Origin of the sequence: Ditibartonella choladocola, assembly GCF_002007565.1 — a bacterium.
GTDB lineage: Bacteria > Pseudomonadota > Alphaproteobacteria > Rhizobiales > Rhizobiaceae > Bartonella > Bartonella choladocola.
The window spans coordinates 2,377,805-2,401,959 of record NZ_CP015625.1 but is presented as its reverse complement, the minus strand read 5'-3'; the positions used below and the strand labels follow the sequence as shown (position 1 = coordinate 2,401,959).

Annotated in this window: 17 protein-coding genes; 9 read left to right on the top strand and 8 right to left on the bottom strand. The window is 47.0% G+C overall.

Going from position 1 to position 24,155, the window contains the following annotated elements:
- Positions 1-146: 146 nt before the first annotated feature.
- The 4 genes from BBC0122_RS10455 to BBC0122_RS10435 all read right to left on the bottom strand — a co-directional run bounded on the left by BBC0122_RS10455 (position 147) and on the right by BBC0122_RS10435 (position 7,241).
- Positions 147-1,946 carry an ABC transporter ATP-binding protein gene (locus BBC0122_RS10455; RefSeq protein WP_077993620.1) on the bottom strand — a complete coding sequence of 600 codons (1,800 nt, stop codon included), beginning with the start codon at positions 1,944-1,946 and terminating at the stop codon, positions 147-149.
- Complete coding sequence (locus BBC0122_RS10450) at positions 1,943-3,817, bottom strand: ABC transporter ATP-binding protein (protein ID WP_188318043.1); 1,875 nt, start codon at positions 3,815-3,817, stop codon at positions 1,943-1,945. Before BBC0122_RS10450 ends, BBC0122_RS10455 begins: the two co-directional genes overlap by 4 nt.
- A 534-nt stretch (positions 3,818-4,351) precedes the next feature.
- Positions 4,352-6,466, bottom strand: a complete 2,115-nt coding sequence (locus BBC0122_RS10440) for a TonB-dependent copper receptor (RefSeq protein WP_225868195.1) — start codon at positions 6,464-6,466, stop codon at positions 4,352-4,354.
- 496 nt (positions 6,467-6,962) lie between these two features.
- On the bottom strand, positions 6,963-7,241 hold the full coding sequence (locus tag BBC0122_RS10435; protein ID WP_077993613.1) for a hypothetical protein: 279 nt from the start codon (positions 7,239-7,241) through the stop codon (positions 6,963-6,965).
- A gap of 43 nt (positions 7,242-7,284) precedes the next feature.
- On the opposite strand from BBC0122_RS10435, the gene BBC0122_RS10430 reads away from it, so the two are divergent.
- Both BBC0122_RS10430 and BBC0122_RS10425 read left to right on the top strand, forming a co-directional pair.
- The gene (locus BBC0122_RS10430) at positions 7,285-7,731 is read left to right on the top strand and encodes a hypothetical protein (protein ID WP_077993611.1); all 447 of its coding nucleotides are present in this window, start codon (positions 7,285-7,287) and stop codon (positions 7,729-7,731) included.
- Between the two features lie 178 nt (positions 7,732-7,909).
- Complete coding sequence (locus BBC0122_RS10425) at positions 7,910-8,668, top strand: dihydrofolate reductase family protein (protein ID WP_077993609.1); 759 nt, start codon at positions 7,910-7,912, stop codon at positions 8,666-8,668.
- Between the two features lie 237 nt (positions 8,669-8,905).
- Here the strand turns inward: BBC0122_RS10425 and BBC0122_RS10420 are convergent, their stop codons facing one another.
- From BBC0122_RS10420 to BBC0122_RS10410, 3 genes are all read right to left on the bottom strand, one after another.
- The gene (locus BBC0122_RS10420) at positions 8,906-9,736 is read right to left on the bottom strand and encodes an SDR family oxidoreductase (protein ID WP_077994666.1); all 831 of its coding nucleotides are present in this window, start codon (positions 9,734-9,736) and stop codon (positions 8,906-8,908) included.
- Positions 9,737-10,173: 437 nt separating this feature from the next.
- Positions 10,174-11,070, bottom strand: a complete 897-nt coding sequence (locus BBC0122_RS10415; protein ID WP_077993607.1) for a LysR family transcriptional regulator — start codon at positions 11,068-11,070, stop codon at positions 10,174-10,176.
- A gap of 436 nt (positions 11,071-11,506) precedes the next feature.
- The gene (locus BBC0122_RS10410) at positions 11,507-12,163 is read right to left on the bottom strand and encodes a GntR family transcriptional regulator (protein ID WP_188318042.1); all 657 of its coding nucleotides are present in this window, start codon (positions 12,161-12,163) and stop codon (positions 11,507-11,509) included.
- A 230-nt stretch (positions 12,164-12,393) separates the two neighbouring features.
- On the opposite strand from BBC0122_RS10410, the gene BBC0122_RS10405 reads away from it, so the two are divergent.
- The 3 genes from BBC0122_RS10405 to BBC0122_RS10395 all read left to right on the top strand — a co-directional run bounded on the left by BBC0122_RS10405 (position 12,394) and on the right by BBC0122_RS10395 (position 16,941).
- Positions 12,394-13,155, top strand: coding sequence for a LamB/YcsF family protein (locus BBC0122_RS10405; RefSeq protein ID WP_077993603.1), 762 nt, complete (start codon positions 12,394-12,396; stop codon positions 13,153-13,155).
- Between the two features lie 17 nt (positions 13,156-13,172).
- Entirely contained in the window at positions 13,173-15,077 is a 1,905-nt protein-coding gene (pxpB, locus tag BBC0122_RS10400) for a 5-oxoprolinase subunit PxpB (protein ID WP_077993602.1), read from the top strand.
- A 115-nt stretch (positions 15,078-15,192) separates the two neighbouring features.
- Complete coding sequence (locus tag BBC0122_RS10395) at positions 15,193-16,941, top strand: acetyl/propionyl/methylcrotonyl-CoA carboxylase subunit alpha (protein WP_077993600.1); 1,749 nt, start codon at positions 15,193-15,195, stop codon at positions 16,939-16,941.
- A gap of 45 nt (positions 16,942-16,986) precedes the next feature.
- Here BBC0122_RS10395 and BBC0122_RS10390 read toward each other — a convergent pair whose 3' ends face one another.
- Positions 16,987-17,388, bottom strand: a complete 402-nt coding sequence (locus tag BBC0122_RS10390) for a hypothetical protein (RefSeq protein ID WP_077993599.1) — start codon at positions 17,386-17,388, stop codon at positions 16,987-16,989.
- Positions 17,389-17,532: 144 nt separating this feature from the next.
- On the opposite strand from BBC0122_RS10390, the gene BBC0122_RS10385 reads away from it, so the two are divergent.
- The 4 genes from BBC0122_RS10385 to BBC0122_RS10370 all read left to right on the top strand — a co-directional run bounded on the left by BBC0122_RS10385 (position 17,533) and on the right by BBC0122_RS10370 (position 24,069).
- On the top strand, positions 17,533-18,609 hold the full coding sequence (locus BBC0122_RS10385; RefSeq protein ID WP_077993597.1) for a P1 family peptidase: 1,077 nt from the start codon (positions 17,533-17,535) through the stop codon (positions 18,607-18,609).
- A gap of 411 nt (positions 18,610-19,020) precedes the next feature.
- Positions 19,021-20,922, top strand: coding sequence for an ABC transporter ATP-binding protein (locus BBC0122_RS10380; RefSeq protein WP_077993593.1), 1,902 nt, complete (start codon positions 19,021-19,023; stop codon positions 20,920-20,922).
- Positions 20,919-22,451, top strand: coding sequence for a glutathione ABC transporter substrate-binding protein (locus BBC0122_RS10375; protein ID WP_077993589.1), 1,533 nt, complete (start codon positions 20,919-20,921; stop codon positions 22,449-22,451). Before BBC0122_RS10380 ends, BBC0122_RS10375 begins: the two co-directional genes overlap by 4 nt.
- 88 nt (positions 22,452-22,539) lie before the next feature.
- Positions 22,540-24,069 (top strand): glutathione ABC transporter substrate-binding protein, encoded by a 1,530-nt coding sequence (locus BBC0122_RS10370; RefSeq protein ID WP_077993587.1) that lies wholly within the window; start codon positions 22,540-22,542, stop codon positions 24,067-24,069.
- Positions 24,070-24,155 lie beyond the last annotated feature (86 nt).

The window sequence follows — 24,155 nt, the reverse complement described above, 5'->3', positions numbered from 1 at the left end:
CCCGTATTCTTTCGCTCAAAGAGCGCGCTGTCGCATTTGGCAATTCTTGGGAACAAAGCTTGAAGACCAGCTTTTCCAGCCCAAAAAAGCTTGAAAGTTCAAGCTTGATTGGCGGCTGGTGACCCTGCTTTTTGTTCACCTTCGGTTTAATTCAGAATGGCTTCGGTTTGCGGCAACACGCCACGCGCTTTATTCTGGTTATTCCATAATTTTTGATAGAGGCCATCGGCTTTCACCAATGTATCATGGGTTCCTTCTTCAACGATTTTCCCGTTTTTCAGAACGATGATATGGTCTGCCCGACGAATGCTGTTCAGCCGGTGGGCAATGACCACGACCGTGCGGGTTCTGGTTAATGCATTCATGGCGCGTTGGATTTCTGCTTCCGCCGACGGGTCAAGACTTGCGGTTGCCTCGTCAAGAAGCAATATCGGGGCGTTTTTCAAAAAAGCGCGGGCAATGGATATGCGCTGCTGTTCGCCCCCTGAAAGCGAGCTTCCATGCTCGTCAAGCACTGTGTCATAACCTTCCGGCAATGCCATGATGAATTGATGGGCTTCGGCTTGCTTTGCCGCTTCGATGATTTCTTCGCGGCTCGCATCTTCCTTGCCGATTTTGATATTGTCATAAACCGTTCCCGAAAAGAGAAGCACATCCTGAAACACCATGCCGATCAAACGGTGAAGATTTTCCGTCCCTATGTCTTTAAGGTCGATATTGCCAATCGTGATTTTACCTTCCGTTCTTTCCCAAAGACGGGCGATAAGGTGGACAAAACTTGTCTTTCCGGCACCGCTCGGGCCTACTATTGCCGTTAATTCCTGCGGCCTGATAACACATGAAATATCATCGAGGACTTTGTGTCCGGCCATTTTTGTGTTGCCCGCTTCTTTGTTATTTGTTTCTTTTTTATCATAGCTGAAACCTACATGGTCGAAACGGATTTCATAGTTTTCCGGCATTTCCGGATGTTGCGGCTCTGTTAGTGTCGGTTCATGAAGCAGCGCTTCAATGCGCATGAGTGAACGGTTTGCCAGACGCAACATCAACATTGCCTGACCGACTTCATATAATTGGCGGTAGACGGGCAATGCAATGATAAGGAAAATCAACAATTGAGCGACTGTAAGCTTGTCATTTGCCGACCAGTAAATGCCGAAAATAACCAGACTGATATAGCTCATTTCCAGAACAAAACCGAAGCATGACAGGAAAGGCGAGGTTCTTGTTTCAGCGTGGAACCAGGCATTGCGCTGGTCGTCGAGGATTTTTACAAGTCTTTTCCAGCTATTGCCGAAACGCCCGAAGCTGCGGATAACAGTGATACTTTGCACATATTCTAGCAAAGCCGATTGCACGGCACTATTGGCTTTTGCAAGTTTCAAACCGGCGCTTTTTCCCATAGCGAGTGTCCATAACAAGGCAAGCAAAGTCAAAGGAAAGCCGCAAAGCATGACAATTGCCAGACGAAAGTCGACAAAGAAAAGAAAAATAGTCAGGAAAACCGGCATTGAAAAACCGGCAACAAATGGCTGGATAAAATGCGACCACATATGTTCGACAAAAGTAATATCGGAAGTCAGTCTTCCTGCAAGGTCGCCGCTTCTTTGTTTGTTGAACCAACCCATGGGGAGTTTGCGCAAATGTTCTGCCACATTAAGGCGTGCCTCGCCCATCATTGTGAAAGCACCATTATATATTTTCGGCGCGCCTATCGCACTTGCACCAATGCGCAACAAAAAGCTCAAAACCATGCCGCACCCGAAGAAAATAGCGGCTTTGATTGTCAACTCTTTGGCAAAGGCCTGTGTCAACATCATAAAAAGGAAGACAAAGGGAAGTGCTGCAAAAAAACCTTCGACAATCGTCCATAAAATGCCGTGAACGAGTTGTTTGTCGCGCGTTTTCGACAGCCGGAAACCGGACGTTAAAATATCGATTATCATGACTGCCCGCCTTTTTCTGCCAAATTATCCTGTTTTGTTGAAAGGGTTTTATTGTCTTGCCCGTTGGTGTCGGTTTTTTCTTCGGTTTTTTCTGCCTCTTCTCCGAGCGACCACTCTCCTGCCGAAAGCTGGTCTTGCCATAAAATCCGGTAGGTCGGACAGTTTTTCAAAAGCTCTTCATGACGGCCTTCGCCCGCTAGCTTGCCATGATCCATCACAATAATCTTGTCGGCAGAAACGAGATTTTGCAAATGATGGCCGACAATGAGAACCGTGCGATTTTTATAAAGTGTTTCGAGTGCCTCATGGATGAGGTTTTCATTTTCCGGATCAAGACTTGAAGTCGGTTCATCAAGGAGCAGGATTGGCGCATTTTTCAAAAAAGCGCGGGCAATCGAAAGCCTTTGGCGTTCGCCACCGGAAAGTTGCGAGCCGCGTTCCTGAAGGAGCGTATCATAGCCTTGCGGCAGGGCTTCGATAAAACCGTCTGCTTTGGCAAGGCGGCAGGCTTCCTTAAGTTCTTCATCACTCGCATCGGGTTTTGCAATGCGCAAGTTATCGGCAACAGTGCCATAAAGGAGAACAACATCCTGAAAAACAATGCTCGTCTTGTCGAGAAGGTCGTCAAGCCGCCAGTCGCGCACATCAAGGCCACCTATTGTTAGATGCCCGTGGTCGAATTCATAAAGTCGCGCAACGAGTTTCAGAAGTGTACTTTTGCCCGAACCGCTTGGCCCTACCAATGCCGTAACCTTATCGGCTTTTGCGCTAAAACTGACATGGTCGATCGCCAGTCTTTTGCCGTAACTATAAGAGACATCGTCAAAAACAATTTCATACGGGCCTTCAGGTGTTTTGCTATTGTGATTTTCGATAAGCGGTTTTGCGGTCAAAACTTCATTGATATGATCCATCGCTTCGATATGGTTCATTTTCTCATGAAGTGCCCCTGAAAGGGTCAACAAGGGTTCAAGCACCAGTGGCGAAAGAAGCAAAAATAACACAAAAGTAGCCGCGTCAAGTGAACCGTTCACATAGAATATGGCTCCGATCGGGGCGACCAGAACAAGATTGCCGCGCAGTAAAATAGCAAATGTCATAAACGAGCGCGTTACTCTGGCCGCAAAACTATGCGCCCAGTCCACCGCATTATGGATTGTCTTTGAAAGATTACCAAAAGAACGCGTATCGAGACCGAAACTTTTGATAACATGTACACCACGGATAAATTCGCTGATCTCGCCTGAAATTTTTTGCTGCAAACCGATCCATTCACGCATGTCATCGCCCATGCCGCGTGTCATCCACCATTGGGCAAAAAAGGCAATCGGCAAGGGGATCAAAACAATAATGGCAAGCCGCCAATCGGAAAAAAACAACAGGATAAGAGCCGAAAGCGATACAATGGGAGCAGAACTTAGATTTGGTAAAATATGGGCATAGAGGCTTTCGAGACTGTCAATATCATCATAAAGCGTGCGCCTGAGTTTTCCCGAAGACTGGCTTGCAAAAAACGACAGTGGAACCTCGCCCAGTTTTTGAGCCGCTCTTTTTCTGAGTGTGAAGAGAATGGTGAAGGCCCCTTTATGGGCAAGCATGTCACTTAAAGACACAAATATCCACCTAAGCAGAACAAGGCCGGTTGCAACACCTGCAAGATACCAGATTCTAGTCGTGTTCACCGTCGGTTTCAAAAGCTCGCCGGCAATAAGCGAAATCACATAGAAGGGCGCAATGCTCAAAGCCGCCGCGATAATGGCCGTGATGATGGCGGAGCCGGTAAAAAAACGCGAATAGCGTAAAAGCCCCAGAAAAGTGGCAGGCTTTTCACTGTCATAAAATGTCGAATTCATGGATGGTTGTTGGCTCATCACAGCTACCGCAAAAATTGTTAAAAACCGACTATGACTTATTTTTGATAATTTTGGTATAGTTTTATTTGTTTTATCCATGAAAAACTTTTTTATCCGTTTTATTGCCAGCGATTTCCCATGGATAATTTCAGTGTTCCGTGCGGAAAACCGGTCTCCAAACAGGATAATTTTGGAAAAAATGCGATAAATTTTATGAAGTTTCCATCAGGCTTTTCAAACGCGTTACAAGATCAATCGCAAATATTAGACCAGAATTATTCTTGTTATCCATTTTCTGGAAGTCGAAAAAAATTTCGCATGAGAAAGCTTCAAGGAACTGGCAGAAAGGTCGCAGACTATAAATCGGCGTTCTCGACCGTTAAAAAGGTTTTGTGTCAAGCTTGCAAGGTCGTTTGACGGTTTTGATACCCGTGGCACTCGATTCCGCTGTTTTGATGAGGCATAATTTTTAAAAAAATTATGCCTCGAAACATAAGATTAAACATAATAGGCAAAGTTTGATGTTATTTGCCTTAACTTTACAAATGGATTTCAGAACTTGAAATCGGCTTTTGCCCAGAAGGTGCGCCCCGGTTCTCGCACTTGATAATGGGCGGGAAAACCGAAACCGGCGTCGCCATCACGGTTCAAATGTTCAAAATAATCCTTGTTGAAGAGATTATCGACGCCGCCGGTCAAAGCTACATTTTTTGAAATCTTGTAGCTGCCATTCAAAGAAAAAACACCGAAGCCTCTACTTTTATCAAAGTCTTTCCCCACAACATTGCCTTTGTTTTCGGCAATGCGCGGTTGATCGGCAACAAGCCTTAAAAGGCCGCCAATGCTCCATTTTTCTTTTTGATAGGTGAGGCCGAGCCTTCCCTCCAAAGGTGGAATTTGCGGCAAAGCCTCGTTGTCTGTGGTGTTTTTTCCCCACGAATAGGCAAGGCTTGAATCAAACTTCCAGACATTGAAGAACATATGGGAAAGCCCCAACTCGCCCCCCATAATGGTGGCATCGACATTCGATGCTTTTGACTGCCCGCTTGAATAGTCGAAGAGAATATAGTCATCAATCCGGCCGACATAGGCGGAAGCCCAGATATTGCTATTTTCCCCGCTATATTGCGCACCGAAATCAAGCTGGGTGGTTTTTTCGGGCTTTATGCCGTCAAATGCATTGAGGGAGTTAGCGTCGGATTGTTTGGGGGAAAACAGTTCCCAATAATCGGGGAAACGCTCGGCATGGCCAAGCCCGATATAGGTTGTGAGCGGTATTTGATCGAGGTCGCGCTCATAACGGAGAAAACCGCTTGGCAATGTTCTGTCGCGCTTGTCGCCATCTGTCGGACTTGTGCTTCTCTCATCTTTGGCAGAAGCCCGATCAAGTCTGCCGCCAAAAACAAGGCGTTGATTTTCGGCAAAGGTCCATGTCGCTTCGCTAAACAGTCCGTAATTGAAAAATACCGCATCCTTATCCCAACCGTTAATGCTCATCATATTGCGGCTTTTTCTTTTGCGGTGGGTGTTGGTTTGGAGATCAACCCCGCTCACGAGTTTTAAATCGCCTAAATCCCAATTGGTGGTAAAGTGGCCGCCTATGGTGCGCCGGTCAAGGCGCGATTCCATCGGCATGGACGACATATCCATCGTGCCACCAGCACCCCCCATGCCGTTCATACCGTTCATACCGCCCATTCCACCCATGCCGGTCATCGGATTTCCGCCTCCGCTCATGGCATTTCCCATCATATGGTTCATATCCATGGCCCCCATAGCCGACATATGCCCCATATGACCGGTTCCCGTTTTGCCTGTATTTGTCATACCGATTGGCAGTGGCAATGCGCTGGTGGCAAGGTGGCGCAAACGGAAATTATCCATAATGTGATCGGCATAGTTATAGTAAAATTGCGCGTCGACCTTGGTAAGCTTGTCATTGATATTTTCTTTGATGAATTTGGCGCCAAGCGATTCCCGCTTGAATTGGCTGCCATCCATAGCGCGGCCTGCATAGCGGGCTTCACCATCACCGCCGCCGCCCGAAAGCTCGAACAATGTATTTTCGTCCGGAGTGAGCCCCAAAAACATATCGCCATTCCATTTATCCCATTTTGAGGGAACACTATTGCCATCGCCATCATGATAATCATGGGAAAGTGCTTTATTGCCGATAATCCGGACATAGCCGGGGCGTGCTCCGACAGTGCCATCAAGGCGGGATTCAAAACGGCTATTGGAACCGATAACAATACTGGAATCGCCTTTGACGGTCGGTTTTTCAAAATGTTGCGGGTCGCGTTCAAACAAAATTGTTGCCGCCGAACCGGTGGGGCCATAGCGCACGGTTTGAGGCCCCTTCACAACCGTCAGCCGGTCATAACTTTCAGGCGAGATATAGGATGTCGGATTATCCATCCGCCCCGGACAAGCGCCCATAATCGTGCTGCCATCATTGACAATATTAAGACGCGAGCCGAATTGGCCGCGAAAAACGGGGTCGCCATTGGTGCCGCCATTGCGAATGGTTGCAAAACCGGGAATGGTTTTGAGATAATCGGCACCGTCCGAAGCGGGAATAGGTTGGCGTGGGGCTTTCGGATTGGTAACAACAGTGACCGGTGAAGACATGGCAGCCGATGTAACGATCACCGGTTTGAGCACCATATTTCCTTGTTCCTCGGCCTTTGCAGCCTCTTTTTGTGCGGGACTTGTTGTCGGGTTTTGAAGTGGCGTTATCGTGCTCTTCTCATTATTTGCAACCGTTTCGGCTTTTGCCCCCGTCGGCATTATGATGAGCAGGGTAGAAAGGGTAGCAATTGCACCAATTACGGCAGACGATGATTTTAGTGCGTTCGAGTGCGCACTAAACCGCCTATCGGTTTGAAAGAGAGAATCCATTTTTTAAAATCCATAAAGAAAAAGTGGATTGAAACTTTGTCAGGCATGGAAAACAAACGGGAATTGCCATGGATGGCATTCTCCGAGCCTCGTTTTTTGTGAGGCTTTAAACCATGCGTTTTGACGGTGAAAAAAACAGGCTGACCAAGTTTTATAATCACAATTGAAAACTTAAAAAAAATAGCAGCAAACATTTGCGCCACGTCGTTAAAAAGGCGGCGCCATTTTTTTAAAAATTCGATGTGATGATATGTTGAACCTGTCAGCTTATGAGTGACAATGGCGGTGAACGCGGCGAGGCGTTGGACTTTACAAAAAACGTGCCGAAAATTACCGCATCATAGGGCAGTAAAATCTCGACGAGAAAGAGGTTATGTTCGCCGATTTCAACACTATCGGGCGGGGTGAGCATTGATGCGCCGATGCGGCAGGCGTGACACGCACCCAATTCATGACATGAATTGTCATTCTGGTGTTTTTTGCTTAATTTTTGCGGTTTTGAAGTTGCGTTTTTCGAGCAAATGTCGCTGTCAGAAACCATATGGGAATGGTTCTGCCGAACGCTTTCATGATGGTGAGACGAGTTGCTTGCAAAGCTGTTTGGTAAAACCGGAAAATTGCGATTATGGGCGAAGGCGAGGTTGAGCAGTGCGAAAATGCACAACACCCTGATAACCACGGAAAATGGTTTGCTCGTCCCGATCATTTCTAAAAAAACTTTCCCTTTTAAGGAAACTATTCTCCAGTTCGGTTTTTTTTGCAAGATAGACCAAAACAACCAACAGGAATTTTTTAAAAAATTAGTAGTAGCGGGCAGAGCGATAAATCATCGGGAAGGAGGCGGTGAGAAGTGGGCGGGAGCAAGGCGAACGGGAAAGGGAAGCGAGTGTCATAAGAAGGGGAGGGAGGGTGACGAAAAAGGAAGGTTAAGCAATTCTGAGAAAGAGAGAGGCTTGATCCACGGATTCAAAGCTTATGATGTGCTTTTTTTCCCATATATCCGTTCGCTTTTTATTTTCGCGAGCTTATAAAAAAGAACGTGTTTCAGGCAAAGCCCGCTCCTTTATTAATGAATTTTTCTAATAGGCCTTGTGAAATGAGGCCGGTTTATGAGCGGGCTTCAAGCGTCTATAGATCAAGAAGATTGTTTTCAAAGAGTCTTTGCTTATCTCGTTGCTCTTTCATGATTTTATGGTTCAAGGAGAAATCATGCGCCCTTTTATAATTTGCCATATGATGACATCGATTGACGGAAAAATCGTGGAAGATCATTGGACTGCGCCTTATGACGGGACAGAAAACGATGATACGACCATTTCCTATTATGATCTTAGCGACAGTTTCAATTGCGACGCGGAAATGCTGGGGCGGGTTACCGTTCAAAGGCATTTTGCAAAGCAGGAATTCAATGACCCAAATCCTGTAAGAGTGATTGACCCGCAACCTTTTATCGGTAAGCGCGAAACAAAACGGCTATGCATTGTTGTGGATCGCCATGGGCGCATAAAATATGAAGGCGACGAAATTTGCGGCGAAAACATCATTGTTGTTTTGGGCAAAAAAATATCGCAAGCCTATCTGGAATATCTCCGTGCCTTAAGAATTTCCTATGTCTTTGCCGGTGAAGATGGAAATGATCTTGTGGAAGCCATGGAAAGTCTTGGGCGTTTCTTCAATATGAAGCGCATTGTTTTGCAAGGTGGCGGCACGATTAACGGAGCATTTCTGGAAAACGGGCTTATCAATGAATTGAGTGTGATGATCTATCCCGGTATTGACGGGCGCAAAGCTGCACCTTCCTTATTTGATTGGTCACCTTGCACGGATAATAGCGGAACGGAAAAAACGGTTTTGGTGACAGGAAATCCGGCTGCCGGCCAGTCACTCGAATTGCTGGAGGTAAAAAACGCCGGTCAGGGTGTTATTGCGCTGCGTTATAAAATACACCGTGAGAAAAATCGGGAATAATAAGCGTTAAAAGCAATAGATCGGGCTTTCGGCAACGTATTTAACAGTTGCCGATGAAAAAACGCAATCATTTAGCCATTAGAGCATGAAGGAACAGAGCTGATAATTTTGCCGAACGCAATTGATCTTCTGGTTAAAAATTTTTCCCTTTGACTAAAAAGCATCTTCTGACGGAACCCACAGCACTTTAATATTCGGCTTTGCCGGAGATTTAAGAAAAGGGTTGTTTCATCTCTTTTAAAAATCGGTTGAAGCGGCAAGTTGTTCTTGCCCTTTGAAGTCTTCAAGCCGTTTTTTTAAAACCTCGATGGTGGTTTTTAAAGCACCTGAACCGAGCACCATGCGTAATGGTGCGGGCGTTATATCGACACTTTCGATAATGCGGGCAGCCATACGTTCGGGATCACCTGCGGCCAAGCCGTTTTTCCGATCAAGCATTTTCTGGAAAGCGTGGGCAGGCGTGTTGTCATAAGCTTTTATAGGCTTTGCAATTTTTGCGCTTTTATAGCGGAATTCGGTTCTTGCCCCACCGGGTTCGACAATCGTCACGCCAATATTGAATGGCGCCATTTCTTGTGAAAGCGAGTCACAAAATCCTTCTATGCCCCATTTCGTCGCGTGATAAAGCGAATTTCCGGCAAAAGCGACTTCACCCCCATAGGAAGAAATCTGGATGATGCGCCCATGTTGTTTTTTCCTCATAACGGGCAAGAAGGCGCGGATAAAGTCGATCGAGCCGGTGAGATTGGTTGCGATAATATCGTCAATTTCTTCATCCGACAATTCTTCGGCAGCTCCGAATAATCCATATCCGGCATTGCTGACAATCACATCAATTGTTGAAAACAATTCTTCGGCTTTTTGCCCAAGTTGTTTCACAGCTTTCCGGTCTTTCATATCGACAATTTCGACATGAAAATTATCGGGATAGCGGTTAACCAGCTCTTCGACAGGTCGAGTTTTGCGCACAGTTCCCAATACGTTATCGCCGCGGCTTAAAACCTGTTTGACCATTTCATAGCCGAAACCGCTTGAAACGCCGGTTATTACCCAGTTGCGTTTGACCATCTTTTGAAACCCTTTGACAAAATGCACATTCAAATTCGCACGATCCTGATCGACAATGCGTGGTTGCTTATTGTGAGCGAGATTAATCCGAAAAGCACGTCTTCTAAAAGAAGGTACGGCAGACTAGGCTTTATGCAAAATTTTCATAAAACAAGCTGATTTGCCAATGTAGGGTTCTCAAAGTTTACCGGCCAAAAATCCTCCCAGTCTGACAATTTGAAAAGGCAAGGTTCAGGAGAGGCAGCAGAAATATCGGGAAATCATAAAACAAATTTACGGGAAGGGGAGAATGAACCGTAAAAACAAATCTGCGACAATTCGAGACTGGAAGGGTTAAACGGATAGAATGAGCCGCGATGAAAAACCCGAAATGGCAGATAGCCCCTTTTTTAAGCCTTATCGGAAATTGAAATGTAAAATGTGCGGCGTGCGCAATCTTATAAAGCCTTATAGCGCAAACTATCGATAACCAGTTGAAAAGCGGCGGTATGTTGGCGTCGTGTCGGATAATAGAGATAATATCCCGGAAATGGCGGGCAATAATTTTCAAGAATGCGTTTAAGCCGCCCGCTTGCCACCCGTTCCACCACAGCATCTTCGGTTGTGTAGGCAATACCGAAACCGGCTTCGGCAGCATCCAATGCCTGATCGATTGTGTTGAAGCTCAATTGTCCTTCAACCCTTATTTTGCATTCATGACCATTTTCTTCAAATTCCCACACGTAAAAACCGCCGGATGTCGGCAATCGCAGATTGATGCAATGATGCTCAAGAAGATCGCGCGGCGTTTCGGGAACGGAATGGGTTTCAAGATAGTGTGGTGAAGCGACAGCCGCCATGCGGAGATCCGGCCCGATTTTGAGCGCGATCATATCTTTCTCGACCTGTTCACCAAGCCGCACACCGGCGTCGAAACGTTCGGCCACAATGTCGGTCAAAGCGTAATCAATTGAAATTTCAAGATGAATATCTGGATATTTAGCAAGAAGCGGGCAAAGCTTCGGCCATAAAATGGCTTTTGCTGCATAATCGGGCGCGGTTATGCGGATTGTGCCGGATGGGTGGTCGATTGTTTCACAAAGGTTTTTAAGCTCGCTTTCCATCGCCACAAGATGGGGCGTGTAAAGTTCCAAAAGCCGTTCGCCAATATTGGTCGGTGCAACCGAACGTGTGGTTCGGCGCAACAATTGTAAATGCAGGCGATCTTCCAGATTTTTTATCGAATGGCTCAAAGCCGATTGTGATATGTTGAGCTTGCGGGCGGCTTTGGTAAAGCTTTTTTCCTCGGCAACAACCATAAAGGCCATAAGATCGGCGATATTTTCTCGAAGCATAGGCACGCCCTTTGTCATTATGATAAAACAAGTCTAGCATGAGTAACAAAATGGGCTAGCCTGTTTTAATAAAAGCAACATCTATATTTGCCTTGAAGCCGTTCGGGAAGCTCTATTGAACAGTTTGAATAAGCCAGAATATATAAAGAACAAAGGCAAAATTGAAGTGAAAACCATTGGCACATTATCCGGCAATAAGAGGCGATAGTTTACAAAAGAACATGACATATAGTTTTTGTGTCATGAACGGTATCAACAGATCAACCGCCAACTGTTCATGGAAATAACCGGCATTTCCGGTAAAAACACGGTAGAAAATGCCGGTCTGGGGCAAACAATGTAAAATGCTCGCGGGATATACGGCGTGAAGTAACACGTTGAAATACACGACACACAAAATAAGAAAAAGATAACGACAGACCGGAGAAGCGAGGCGTTATTTTTGCTGTGCCGTATAAGCTCTCATAATCATCCTTTCGGATTGTTTCAGATAGACTTTGAGGAGGCGCGCTGCTTTCTTCGGCTTTTCTTTTTTTAAGCTTTCGACAATATTGCGGTTCATGGCGACAAAAGGCTGGTGAAGCGAGCGCAAGTCGGTCACAAGGCCGAAGATTAATCTGAGTTCGATTGTGAGTTCGACAAATAGCCGGTCAAGACGCGGGCTATTTCCAAGGCTTACCAGTAATTGATGAAATTCCATATCGGCTGTGCCGACATCCTGCCATTTCTTTTCCTCGCAAAATTGTTCCGATTCTTCCACCACCCGTTCCATCAAGCTGATAGAGGGATGAGGGAAATGCACGTTGCGCACCGCCCCCACTTCGATAATACGGCGCGCATTATAGACATCGACAATCGTATTGAAGTCGGGAACCGCCACAAAAACACCGCGATTGGCACGATATTCGACAAGCCCGTTTTTGGTCAGTATCCGGAATGCTTCACGTAATGTATTGCGTGAGACCGACAGTTTTTTTGTAAGCGTTGCTTCACTTAAATGCTCGCCCGGATAATACTGGCCATTGATAATACCCGTTTCAATCGCTTTGACAGTCTGGTCTGCAAGCGATATTTCATCTTTGCTGGTTTTCATAATCCTTCCCACCCCTCGATTTTCAAGCGAGCGCAAGCACTCGCGCAAAGTCTTGAATTGAAATGCATGAAACCGGATAGCAGAACCGCAATCCTCCCGCTTCACCATCCTCCGAATATATTTACAAGTTTATTTGAGAAAGAACATGATTGCAATGTCTAACAATCAAAGTTAGATTGTTCAACAATATAAAATAAACAAGAATCTATATTCGGCAAAGGGAGGGTAGAATGAAATCTATTGATTTGAACAGCGACCTTGGTGAAAGTTTCGGCCCCTGGAAAATGGGGGAAGACAGCGAAATGCTTTCCATTGTAACCAGTGCCAATGTTGCTTGCGGTTTTCATGCCGGTGACCCGGCGGGAATCTTGCGAACACTTGAGGCAGCAAAGAAGAATAATGTGCGCGTCGGTGCCCATATCGGCTATCGTGACCTTGTGGGCTTCGGCCGCCGCAATATGGACCCGACCGATAGCGAATTGACGGGCGACGCCATTTATCAGATCGGCGCGCTTATGGGGCTTGCCAAAGCGGCAGGAACCAAAGTTGTCTATGTGAAGCCCCATGGCGCACTCTATAACACGATTGCCTATGATATGCGTCAGGCGAAAGCCGTTATCAATGCGATCAAGGCGGTCGAGCCGTCGCTGGTATTGATGGCATTGGCGGGTTCGGCCATTATTCCTTTTGCCCGTGAAGCCGGACTTGTTGTGGTGGCAGAAGCTTTTGCCGACCGCGCCTATAATAGTGATGGGACACTAGTGTCCCGCCGCGAAAAAGGTGCAGTGTTGAGTAACCCCGCTATTGTCGCCGAACGTATGGTAAAATTTGTCGAGACAGGCAAAATTACCGCGATTGATGGCAAAGAGATTACCCTTGATGCACAGTCAATTTGCCTCCACGGCGACAGTCCGAGTGCGGTATTGATGGCCAAAGCTGTCAAAGCCGGTCTTGAAAAAGCCGGTGTTTCCTTAAAGCCATTTGTTGATTGAGGGAGTGTCTCTTTCCAATGCGCTTTCTCGGTGTCAATAATTCGGCCTTTCTGATCGAGCTTGCCGATCTTGAAGAAACATTGGCTTTGTTTGACTGCTTGCAGCAAGAAATCTGGCGCGGAGAGAAAAATCTTCAAGATCAAGAAAAGGTTCAGGCGCAGGACAATCTTCAAGCTATTGTCGAAATTATTCCGGCAGCGCGAACTTTGCTTGTCACTTTTGATCCCCTGCTTGCCGATGAGACCACGTTGGAAACAAACATTGCGGGATTGAAACTTGAAAAAGGGCAGCAAAAAAGTGGCAAACTTGTCGAAATACCGGTTGTCTATGAGGGGGAAGATCTCGACGACGTTGCTGCTCTTTTAAAAATTGACCGTGAAGAGGTTATCCGTCGTCATACGGAAAGTCATTATCAGGTTGCTTTTTGTGGCTTTGCTCCCGGTTTTGCCTATTTGACGGGCGGCGATCCACTTTTTAATGTTCCAAGGCGTGCGTCACCACGAAAATCTATTCCCGCGGGTTCTGTAGCACTTGCAGGGAAATTCGGTGGTGTCTATCCGCAACCAAGCCCCGGTGGTTGGCAATTGATCGGGCGGACAGATGTTAAAATGTTTGATCTCGACCGCGACCCGCCTTCACTTCTAAAACCCGGTGACAGAGTGCATTTTGTCGATGTGACGAAAGATTATTCGGCTCGTTCCAATGGGACGACAAGCTTTTCCTTATCCCCGAATGAAAAAGCCGGAAAATCAGTGCCGGATAGGTCGGGTAGCAAAGCTTTAAAGAACGGTGCTGCAACGAAAGCGATAGAGCAGAATGAAAAGGCTGATTTAACAAAAACGGGTGATGAAACCGAAGCATCGGGTATCGGGAAAACAATAGAAATTGAAACAGTACCGGCCATCGGGAAAACGGGCAATCATGACGACAGTGGAATATTACCTCGTGAAAAAACTCTAGCACGTCAAGGAAATGCGGTTTTCAAATTGCTAACAACATTGATGCCGGTGACGTTTCAGGATCGCGGGCGCTTGCTTCAATCCTCGCAAGGGCTTTCCCCTTCAGGGGCACTTGACCAGAAAGCAATGGCCAATGCCAACCGGCTTGTCGGCAATTCTCTTGAACAACCGGTGCTGGAATTCACCTATGGAAATGCGCGGATGAAAGCATTGCAGCCATCGGTTATTGCTTTTACCGGTGCTAAGCTGCCAATTACCGTCAAATCGGCAAAAGGCACGGTTTTTGTTTTTGAAAAAAACACACCGCTTTCCATTGATGAAGGCGATGAAATCATTCTTGGACAACCATTGGCAGGCTTTCGCAGCTATATGGCTTTGCGCGGCGGCTTTAAAGTTGAACCGGTTTTAAAAAGTGCGTCTTTTGACAGTCTTTCCAATTTGGGGCCAAAACCGTTATCAGCAGGTGACAACATCTTTATAGCCAATGATAGCCCTTTGCGGCCGGTTTTATTGTCGCTTGATGACCCTTACTTTTTGCCGAAAGCAGGCGATCAAGTGGTGCTTGATGTGGTTATGGGGCCGCGTACCGACTGGTTTACAGAGCATTCGATTGCGATGTTTCTTGAAAAACCGTGGCAAGTGACGGCAGCTTCCAACAGAATTGGCATAAGATTACAAAGTGACGCCCGTCTAGAGCGCTCGCGAAGCGATGAATTGCCAAGTGAGGGCACAGTAACCGGCGCAATAGAAGTACCAGCAAATGGAGAACCGGTTTTGTTTTTGCGTGATCGGCCTGTTACCGGCGGTTATCCGGTCATTGCCAATCTTGTGGAAGATCAGGTCGACCTTGCGGCACAAATTCCGATAGGGGCTTTTATCAAGTTTCGCGCCGTCAAAAATTTCTATGACAGCGAGCAGAAAAGCTTGAAAGACGGTGCCGATAAAACTTCAAAAAAACCATGAAATCAAATGGAAATAGCAAGAACCGGAAAACATAAAGGCGAAAGGCCGTTTTTGGTAAAAACAAGAGCGCAGGCTCGATCAAGAAAATGATAAATTTACAGTGTTGGGGACGTTCATGAAAAAAATACTGATTGCCAATCGCGGAGAAATTGCATTGCGCATTGTTCGTGCGGCACGCGATTACGGTGTTTTGTCGGTTGCAATTTATGCCGATATTGATAGTTCGGCGCTTTTTGTCAAAGAAGCCGACGAGGCTTATAGCCTCAATGGTAATCGGCCGGAAGAAACCTATCTTGATGGCAGCAAAATTATTCAAATTGCCAAACGTTCGGGGGCTGATGCCATTCATCCGGGCTATGGCTTTTTGTCGGAAAGTGCCGAATTTGCCAAAGCGGTAATTGATGCCGGCCTTATCTGGATAGGACCCGATCCGGAAGTGATTGATCTTTTGGGCGACAAGCTCAAAGCCCGTGCAGTTGCAAAAGAGGTAGGCGCACCTCTTGTTGCCGGTAGCAACGGTATGATTACAAGTGGCAAGGATGTTGTCGCTTTTGCCGAAAAATATGGTTTTCCTGTTGCGATCAAGGCCGCGCATGGCGGCGGCGGGCGCGGCATGAAGGTTGTATGGAAACGGGAAGAGGCTGAAGAGCTTTTCCGGTCGGCTGTCCGTGAAGCCGTTCAGGCTTTTGGCCGTGGCGAATGTTATGTGGAACAGTTTCTTGATCGCCCCCGCCATGTCGAAGCGCAGGTGATTGCCGACAAAATGGGGCATGTTGTGGTGCTTGGAACGCGTGATTGTTCATTGCAAAGGCGTAACCAGAAACTTGTCGAGGAAGCACCGGCACCTTTTATTTCCGAAGCGGTTGAAAAACGTTTGAGAGAAGCGGCTACAAATATTTGCCGCCATGTCAATTATAGCGGTGTCGGGACTGTCGAATTCCTGTTGGGGCGCAATGACGTTGTTTCCTTTCTCGAAGTCAATACGAGATTGCAGGTCGAGCATCCGGTGACAGAAGAAACAAGCGGGATTGATGTGGTGGTTGAACAATTCCGTATTGCCGAAGGTTTGCCTTTGACAATTGATAAAACGCCGTCACCTATCGGCCACGCCATTGAATTTCGCATCAATGCCGAGGATGTCGGACGCGGATTTTTGCCGTGTCCTGGAAAAATTACAAAGTTTTCGCCGCCGTCAGGCCCCGGTGTGCGGCTTGATAGCGGTGTGGTCGAAGGCGGTATTGTTGCCCCGCAATTTGACTCGATGATTGCAAAATTGATTATTACCGGAAGAACCCGCGAAGAAGCGTTAAAACGTGCCGCACGGGCTTTGAGCGAATTTGAAATTGAAGGAGTTGCAACGGTCTTGCCATTTGACCGGCTTGTTATTCAACATCCGGATTTTATTGGAGAAAACGGCTTTAAAGTTTATACACGCTGGATCGAAAACGATTTTGCCGAAAAACTGGCTATGGAAAAAAGAGCCGATAAAATTGAGCCGCAAATCGAGCGTTTCGATATTGAAATCGACGGAAAGCGGGTGGAACTCGGTTTGCCGTTCCGGTTTTTGAAATTGCTTGAAGGTGCGGGGAGTGCAGTCAATGGAGCACAAAATCCGCATTCCGAAGGCGGAGAAATCATGAAGGCCGATAAGGGCGCTGGTGATATTGCCGCACCAATTCCCGGAACGATCAAAGCTTGGCTCGTCGAGGACGGCAAAAAAGTCGAAGAAGGTTCGACTGTAGCCGTTATGGAAGCCATGAAAATGGAAACTGAAATTAAAGCCGAAACAAGCGGGACACTGGACATTGTAAAACCGGTGGGCAGTATTACCAATGCCGGTGAGATTATTGCCCGTATCCGATAGAAATCGGAAGCTTTAAAAATCGGCATCCGGAATTTAAAACCGTTTTTAAACCGGAGAAGCCAAGAACGGAAAACCTGCCGGTTTGGCACGTGAAACAAGCGTTCTGGAAGAGAGACCAGCCTGTAGAAAGAGGCCGGTTTTCTTCAAGAATGTTAATTTTACAAGTTCAAGCAGTGTTGCGGATATTTTGACTGCCAATTCCCACCATGCTGTGTGTTTTGAGCCGTTCGTTAGAAGCCGGATGTCGTCAGAATATCGGGGGCTTTCCCTTAAGAGAGCAAAAACATTCCACGCCCGTAATGCTTTTATAGCCGTCAGCGCCTTTTGTAACAGCGTGTTTTCCGATTTTGATCGGGCAATGACTGAAATAGCACGCGCTATGACTGCAAATTTGAGAAAAGATAATCGTTTCTGCCGATCATTCAAAATTCGAAAAACAGGGCACATTCACCGTTGCCCCCATGGAAGATATTGATTATCTCGTGACTGCGAGAAAGTCGGACACAATGCGGGATAATGTTTACGCTCACTCGTCATTGAAATTGTTATATAATTCGTAAATCCTTCGGGTTCCCATGCTTGAAGGAAAAAATGAAAGGGTTAACATTGTCATTTCAAAATGATTGTTCGAAACCTCTGCCGGAACATTATGTCACCCGTTATTATAAAAGTGGTCCGCTCAATGCGCTCACCGATGTTGCCGGTGTCAAAGTAGGCCATGTCACGATCAAGGAAGGGGATGCAACCCGCACCGGCGTCACAGCGATTGTGCCGCATTCCGACAATATTTTTAAAAACAGGATACCGGCCGGTTTCAGCGCATTTAACGGTTATGGAAAATTTGCAGGCTCTGTTCAGGTGGAAGAACTTGGCGAGCTTGAAACACCGATATTGCTCACCAATACACTTGCAACCGGTCGTGCGATTGAAGCACTGATCTATTACACCTTGCATGAAAAGGGCAATGAAAACGCAACTTCGATTAACGCTGTTGTCGGTGAAACCAATGATTCACGGCTGAATAATATACGGGCTTTGCGCCCGAGCTTTGATGAAATGCTCGAAGCTTTGAAAATTGCCCGCTCCGGCCGTTTTGAAGAAGGGGCAGTGGGAGCCGGTACCGGCACAGTGGCCTTCGGTCTTAAAGGTGGTATCGGCACGGCCTCGCGCCTCGTTAAAATGGGTGACAAAACCTATACAATCGGCATTCTTGTGCAGTCGAATTTTGGCGGGCATCTTGGAATTCTCGAAAAGAGCGACATAAATTATCCCGTACCGGGTGCTGATAAAGACGGGTCGATTATGATGATTGTTGCAACCGATGCGGCCCTCGATTCAAGACAATTGAAACGGCTTGCCAACCGGACATTCGGAGGGCTTGCCAAAAGCGGAGCGGCGTTGAGCAATGGTTCGGGCGATTTTGCCCTTGCTTTTTCTACGGCAAAAGAACTCCGCCATAGGGAAGAAGAATCGCACATGGTTGCTGTTCCCCATATTGACGACCGCGCCCTCTCGCCCATGTTCGAGGCGGTGATAGAAGCAACAGAAGAAAGCATTTTACGGTCTTTATGGATGGCTGAAGATATGTCGGGCGTTAATGCTGCAACCATGAAACCGTCGCATTTTATCTCGCTTGCCACACTTATCAACAATGCCGCAACAAGCTGATTTTTAAAGGAAAATAGGAAGCCCTTAAGCAATTTATATGCCAGTTTTGAAAGTTTTTGAAAAAAACACTTGAACGACAAGTACGATTTAGTGAATAAAACCGGCTTTGACGGTTTTAAAAAAAGGTAAAGCAGGAATGCGCCCGCAAAATATATATTCGGCGGCATTTTTAATCGTGAGCGATCTTTTCTTGTGCCCTGGCGGCCAAGAAAGCAAGATTCTGGTGATTGTATCATAGCAAGACAGTTTAAAGGCGTTGTCCATGACAACGGGTTACTCTGTCCTTGGTTTTGCCTAAAACAACCATAGTGGGTAGAAAGAATTTGAGAAAAAACCTTTCGTTGAATTTTGAGTACGTTAAAAAAGCGGGTGAAGTCAGCTTTTTCAAACGCGTTCCGGAAAGCGGTTGAAATGTCGGAAGAAAAGAGGTTGGTCAATTTGGATGCGCCGCTGTTAAACGTAAAAGGCCTTGATGTCGATTTCAAAACCGAAGACGGCAATTTCCGTGCGGTGAAGTCGCTTGATTTTTCGGTCAATGCCGGTGAAACATTGGCGATAGTGGGCGAAAGCGGTTCGGGAAAATCGGTAACGTCGCTCTCTATTATGCGTCTTATCGAATTCGGCGGTGGTAAAATTTCTTCCGGCGAGGTGCTCTTTAACGACAAGAATGCAGTGCGCGATCTTACAAAGCTCACCCAATCGCAAATGAATAGCGTTCGCGGCAAAAATATTGCGATGATATTTCAGGAGCCGATGACATCGCTTAATCCCGTTTTCACCATAGGTGACCAGATTGGCGAGGCAATCCGCCTTCATCAGGGGGGTACGCACAAGGAAGTGCGTCAGGAAGCGCTTGCGATGCTTGAAAAGGTGCGTATTCCCGACGCCAAGGGGCTGCTTGATCGCCACCCGCACCAGCTCTCCGGTGGTATGCGTCAAAGGGTGATGATTGCAATGGCACTTGCCTGTCGCCCGCAGCTTCTCATTGCCGACGAACCGACAACCGCCCTTGATGTAACAATTCAGGCGCAGATTTTGCGCCTTATCCGCATGTTGCAGGACGAGCTTGGTATGGGCGTGGTCTTTATCACCCATGATATGGGTGTGGTTGCCGAGGTTGCCGACCGCGTGCTTGTGATGTGCCGTGGCGACAAGATCGAAGAAGGCACGTCGAACGAAATTTTCAAGCACCCGCAAGCACCTTATACGCAAGCTTTGCTTGCCGCAGTTCCGCAACTTGGTGCACTGGCCAATGAAAAATTGCCACGCCCATTCGATATACGCTCACCCGGTAAAGATGCGGTTCAAGCATTGCCGCAGAATACAGTGAGGCAAGATGATGTTGTGCTTGATGTGAAGAAACTTGTAACCCGTTACGATGTCAAAAAGAACTTTTTTGGCAAGGTGACAGGGCGGGTTCATGCTGCCGAGCAGGTGAGCTTTTCCATTAAAGCGGGTGAAACGCTGGCACTTGTCGGTGAAAGCGGTTGCGGCAAATCCACTGTCGGGCGCACGATTATGCAATTGACCGAACCGAGGAGCGGCGAAATTCTGCTTCACGGGCGCGATATTTTAAAAATGGATAATGCCGAGCGCCACAAGATACGCCAGAACATCCAATATGTGTTTCAGGATCCGTTTGCCTCGCTTGATCCGCGCTTGACGGTCGGCTTTTCGATTGCCGAACCTTTGTTGACGCATAAACTCGTTCCCGCAAACAAGGTTGACGAGCGCGTGCAGGAATTGTTGCAGGCGGTAGGCCTTCCGCCACATGTGGCGCGCCGTTACCCGCATGAATTTTCCGGTGGCCAGCGCCAACGCCTGTGTATTGCCCGCGCATTGGCCTGCGGGCCGGAACTCCTCATTGCCGACGAGGCAGTGGCAGCCCTTGATGTTTCCATTCAGGCGCAAATTGTCAATCTATTGATGGACTTGCAAAGAAAATTGGGTTTATCCTATCTTTTTATCAGCCATGATATGGCTGTGGTGGAGCGTATCAGTCACCGCGTGGCGGTGATGTATCTTGGCCAGATTGTCGAAATCGGTCCAAGGCAGGCAGTGTTCAATCATCCGCTTCACCCTTATACGCAGCGTTTGCTTGCCGCCGTACCGATAGCCGATCCGGCGCGCCGTTTTATCGAGCGGCCACTTATTGAAGGGGAAGTGCCAAGCCCTGTAAGGGAACCGGGTAATGAACCTTTGGTCGAGCCGCTCATTGAAGTAGAGCCGGAACATTTTGTTGCCTGTCATCCGGTGGGCATTTTTGAACGCGTTGAACAATCGGGTCTATTGTTTGAAGGAGAGGGAAAATGAAGCTTGTTAAACGATATTTTGCAGCTGGACTGGTTTCGGTATTGGCAGCAATGCCGGTTTGGGCTGAAGCCAAACCTTTGGCTGTCGGTGTCGAATTCAATCTCACCAAACTTGACCCCACCAATATCAATGACACATTGACAATGACATCGCTGCGCACAGTCTATCAGGGGCTGTTGGGTTTCGACAAGGATTACAAGATTATTCCGCTTTTGGCCGAACGTTATGAAGCCTCGAGCGACGCCAAGGAATTTACCTTTTATTTGCGTAAAGGCGTCAAATTCCATGATGGTACGGATTTTAACGCCGAGGCAGTGAAATTCAATCTTGACCGTTTGGCCAATCCGGAAAACAAATTGTCGCGGCGCGTGTTGATTTCGATGCTCGACCATGTCGACATTGTCGATGATTATACAATCAAAATTTATCTCAAAGAGCCTTATGGGGCGCTGCCTTCCTCGCTTGCCCACCCTGGCACAATGATGATTTCTCCGGCAGCAATCAAGAAATATGGCAAGGATATTGACCGTCATCCTGTCGGAACCGGACCGTTCAAATTCAAAAGCTGGAGCGGTGATATTTTCGAGGTGACAAAGAACGAAAATTATTGGGGTAAAGTTGCCGATGTTGATGGCGTTGTCATCCGCTCGGTTCCCGAAAGTGGCGCCCGTTTTGCCATGTTGCAGGCCGGCGAATTGCAATATGTGCCGGATTTTCCTTCCGAACTTGTTGAAGTTGCCAAAAAAATACCGACACTTGACGTAACAACAGCCCCGTCGATCTATGAATTTTATACATCGATGAATGTCATGAAAAAGCCTTTTGACGACATCAGAGTTCGCAAAGCCCTGAACTATGCTGTCAACAAGGAAGCTTTCTGCAAGGTTGTCCTGAACGGTTATTGTGAACCGGCAACATCGTCGATTCCGCCGCTATTGCGCTTTTATACCAATGTCGGGCAATATGAATATAACCCTGAAAAAGCCAAACAATTGCTGGCCGAGGCAGGCTATGCAAACGGTTTTGAAACAGAGGTTTTTTCAAGAAACAGCACGGCCGTTATTCGTGCCATGCAGTTTTTGCAACAGGAACTTGCCAAGGTCAATGTCAAGGTTACGGTAACGCCACTTGAAGCCGGTGTCGAGGCTGACCGCGTCTGGGGCGCAGAGACACCTGAAAAATCCGACGTGCAAATGCTTTATAGCGGCTGGTCGGCTTCAACAGGTGATGCCGATTATGGTTTGCGTCCGCTCCTTGCCAGCGAAAGCTTTCCGCCCAATCTCTATAACACCTCCTATTATAAAAATGAAAAGGTCGATCAGGCTCTCGCTGAAGGCATAAAAACAGCCGACGATACAAAACGTGCGGAAGCTTATAAAATTGTCCAGCAAACGGTGTTTGAAGATGCGCCGTGGATTTTCCTCGGTGAAAAGCAGAATATTTCTGCGAAAACCAAAAAATTGTCAGGCGTTTATATGCTGCCTGATGGCGGTTTCTCGCTTGATGGCGCAAAATTTACCGATGAATGAAAATAAGGGTGGCAGCTTTGCTGCCGCTTTTTGAAAACTTTTATCAAAAAACCAATAAATCTCGACAAACCAACGAAATGGATGATTGATGTTGAATTTGAAACGATTGCTTGCTGCGGGGCTCGTTTGTACCACCATGTTGATGCCGGCTCTGTCAGAAGCCAAAACGTTGACGGTTGCCGTTCCTGTCAATCTGACAAAACTCGACCCGACCAATATCAATGATACATTGACCATGACTTCGCTCCGGACGATTTATGAAGGCTTGTTGGGGTTCGACAAAGATTTGAAAATTGTACCGCTTCTGGCCGAACGTTATGAAGCTTCAAGCGATGCCAAAGAATTTACCTTCTATTTGCGTAAAGGCGTGAAGTTCCATGACGGGGCAGACTTTAACGCACAAGCAGTCAAAATCAATCTTGAGCGGCTTGCAAGTCCTGAAAACAAATTATCGCGTCGCGTTCTCGTTTCCATGCTCGACCATGTGGAAGTCGTGGATGATTATACGGTCAAGGTAATCCTCAAAGAACCATATGGGGCTTTTCCTTCTTCCATGGCGCATACCGGAACCATGATGATTTCACCGGCGGCTCTTGAAAAATATGGTCGCGATATTGACCGCCACCCCGTTGGCACCGGCCCGTTTATTTTCAAAAACCGTTCAAGCGACACGCTTGAAGTCATAAAAAACGACCATTACTGGAATGGCACTGTCGGCGTTGATGGTGTCACCATTCGTTCGGTTCCGGAAAATGGCGCGCGTTTTGCCATGTTGCAGGCGCAAGAAGTGCAATTCGTTCCCGATTTTCCGCCGGAACTTTTTGCCGTTGCGCAAAAAATGCCCAATCTGGTTGTGACCAAAGAACCGTCTATTGCCGAATATTATGTGGCAATCAACACAATGAAAAAGCCGTTTGATGATGTGCGTGTGCGTCAGGCTATGAATTATGCAGTTGATAAAAATGCCTTCTGCAAAGTTGTGATGAACGGTTTTTGCGAACCGGCGACATCACCTATTCCGCCACTCCTGAAATATTACACCAATGTCGGTCAATATGAATATAATATCGAAAAAGCCAAACAGCTTTTGACAGAAGCCGGTTATCCGAATGGTTTCAACACCGAAATTTTCGGCAAAAACAGCACCATGGTCATTCGCGGTTTGCAGTTTTTGCAACAACAACTGGCGGCGGTGAATATCAAAGTGAACGTTACACCCCTTGAAGCCGGTGTCGAGGCTGACCGCGTCTGGGGGGCTAGAACACCTGAAGAATCGACAGTGCAAATGCAGTTTGGCGGCTGGTCGGCATCAACTGCCGATGCCGATTACGGAATGCGCCCGCTTTTTTCGAGCGAAAGCTTTCCGCCCAATCTCTTCAATGTTGCCTATTATAAAAATGCCGAGGTCGACCAGGATCTTGCCGATGCCGTCAAAACGGCTGATGACAGAAAACGCGCCGAACTTTACGGCAAAGCGCAAAAGATCATCTTTCAGGATGCACCATGGATATTCCTTGGTCAGAAAGACGTGCTTTCCGGCAAAACAAAGAACCTTGAAGGTGTTTATGCATTGCCGGATGGCGGTTTTCTTTTGAAAGATGCAAAGTTTGCCGATTGAAACGGAGTTTTTTGAATTGATCCCGTGGTTAGCAATTGGAACACGGGTTTTTAAACTGGATAATAACGGAGAATAGGCGCGTGTTC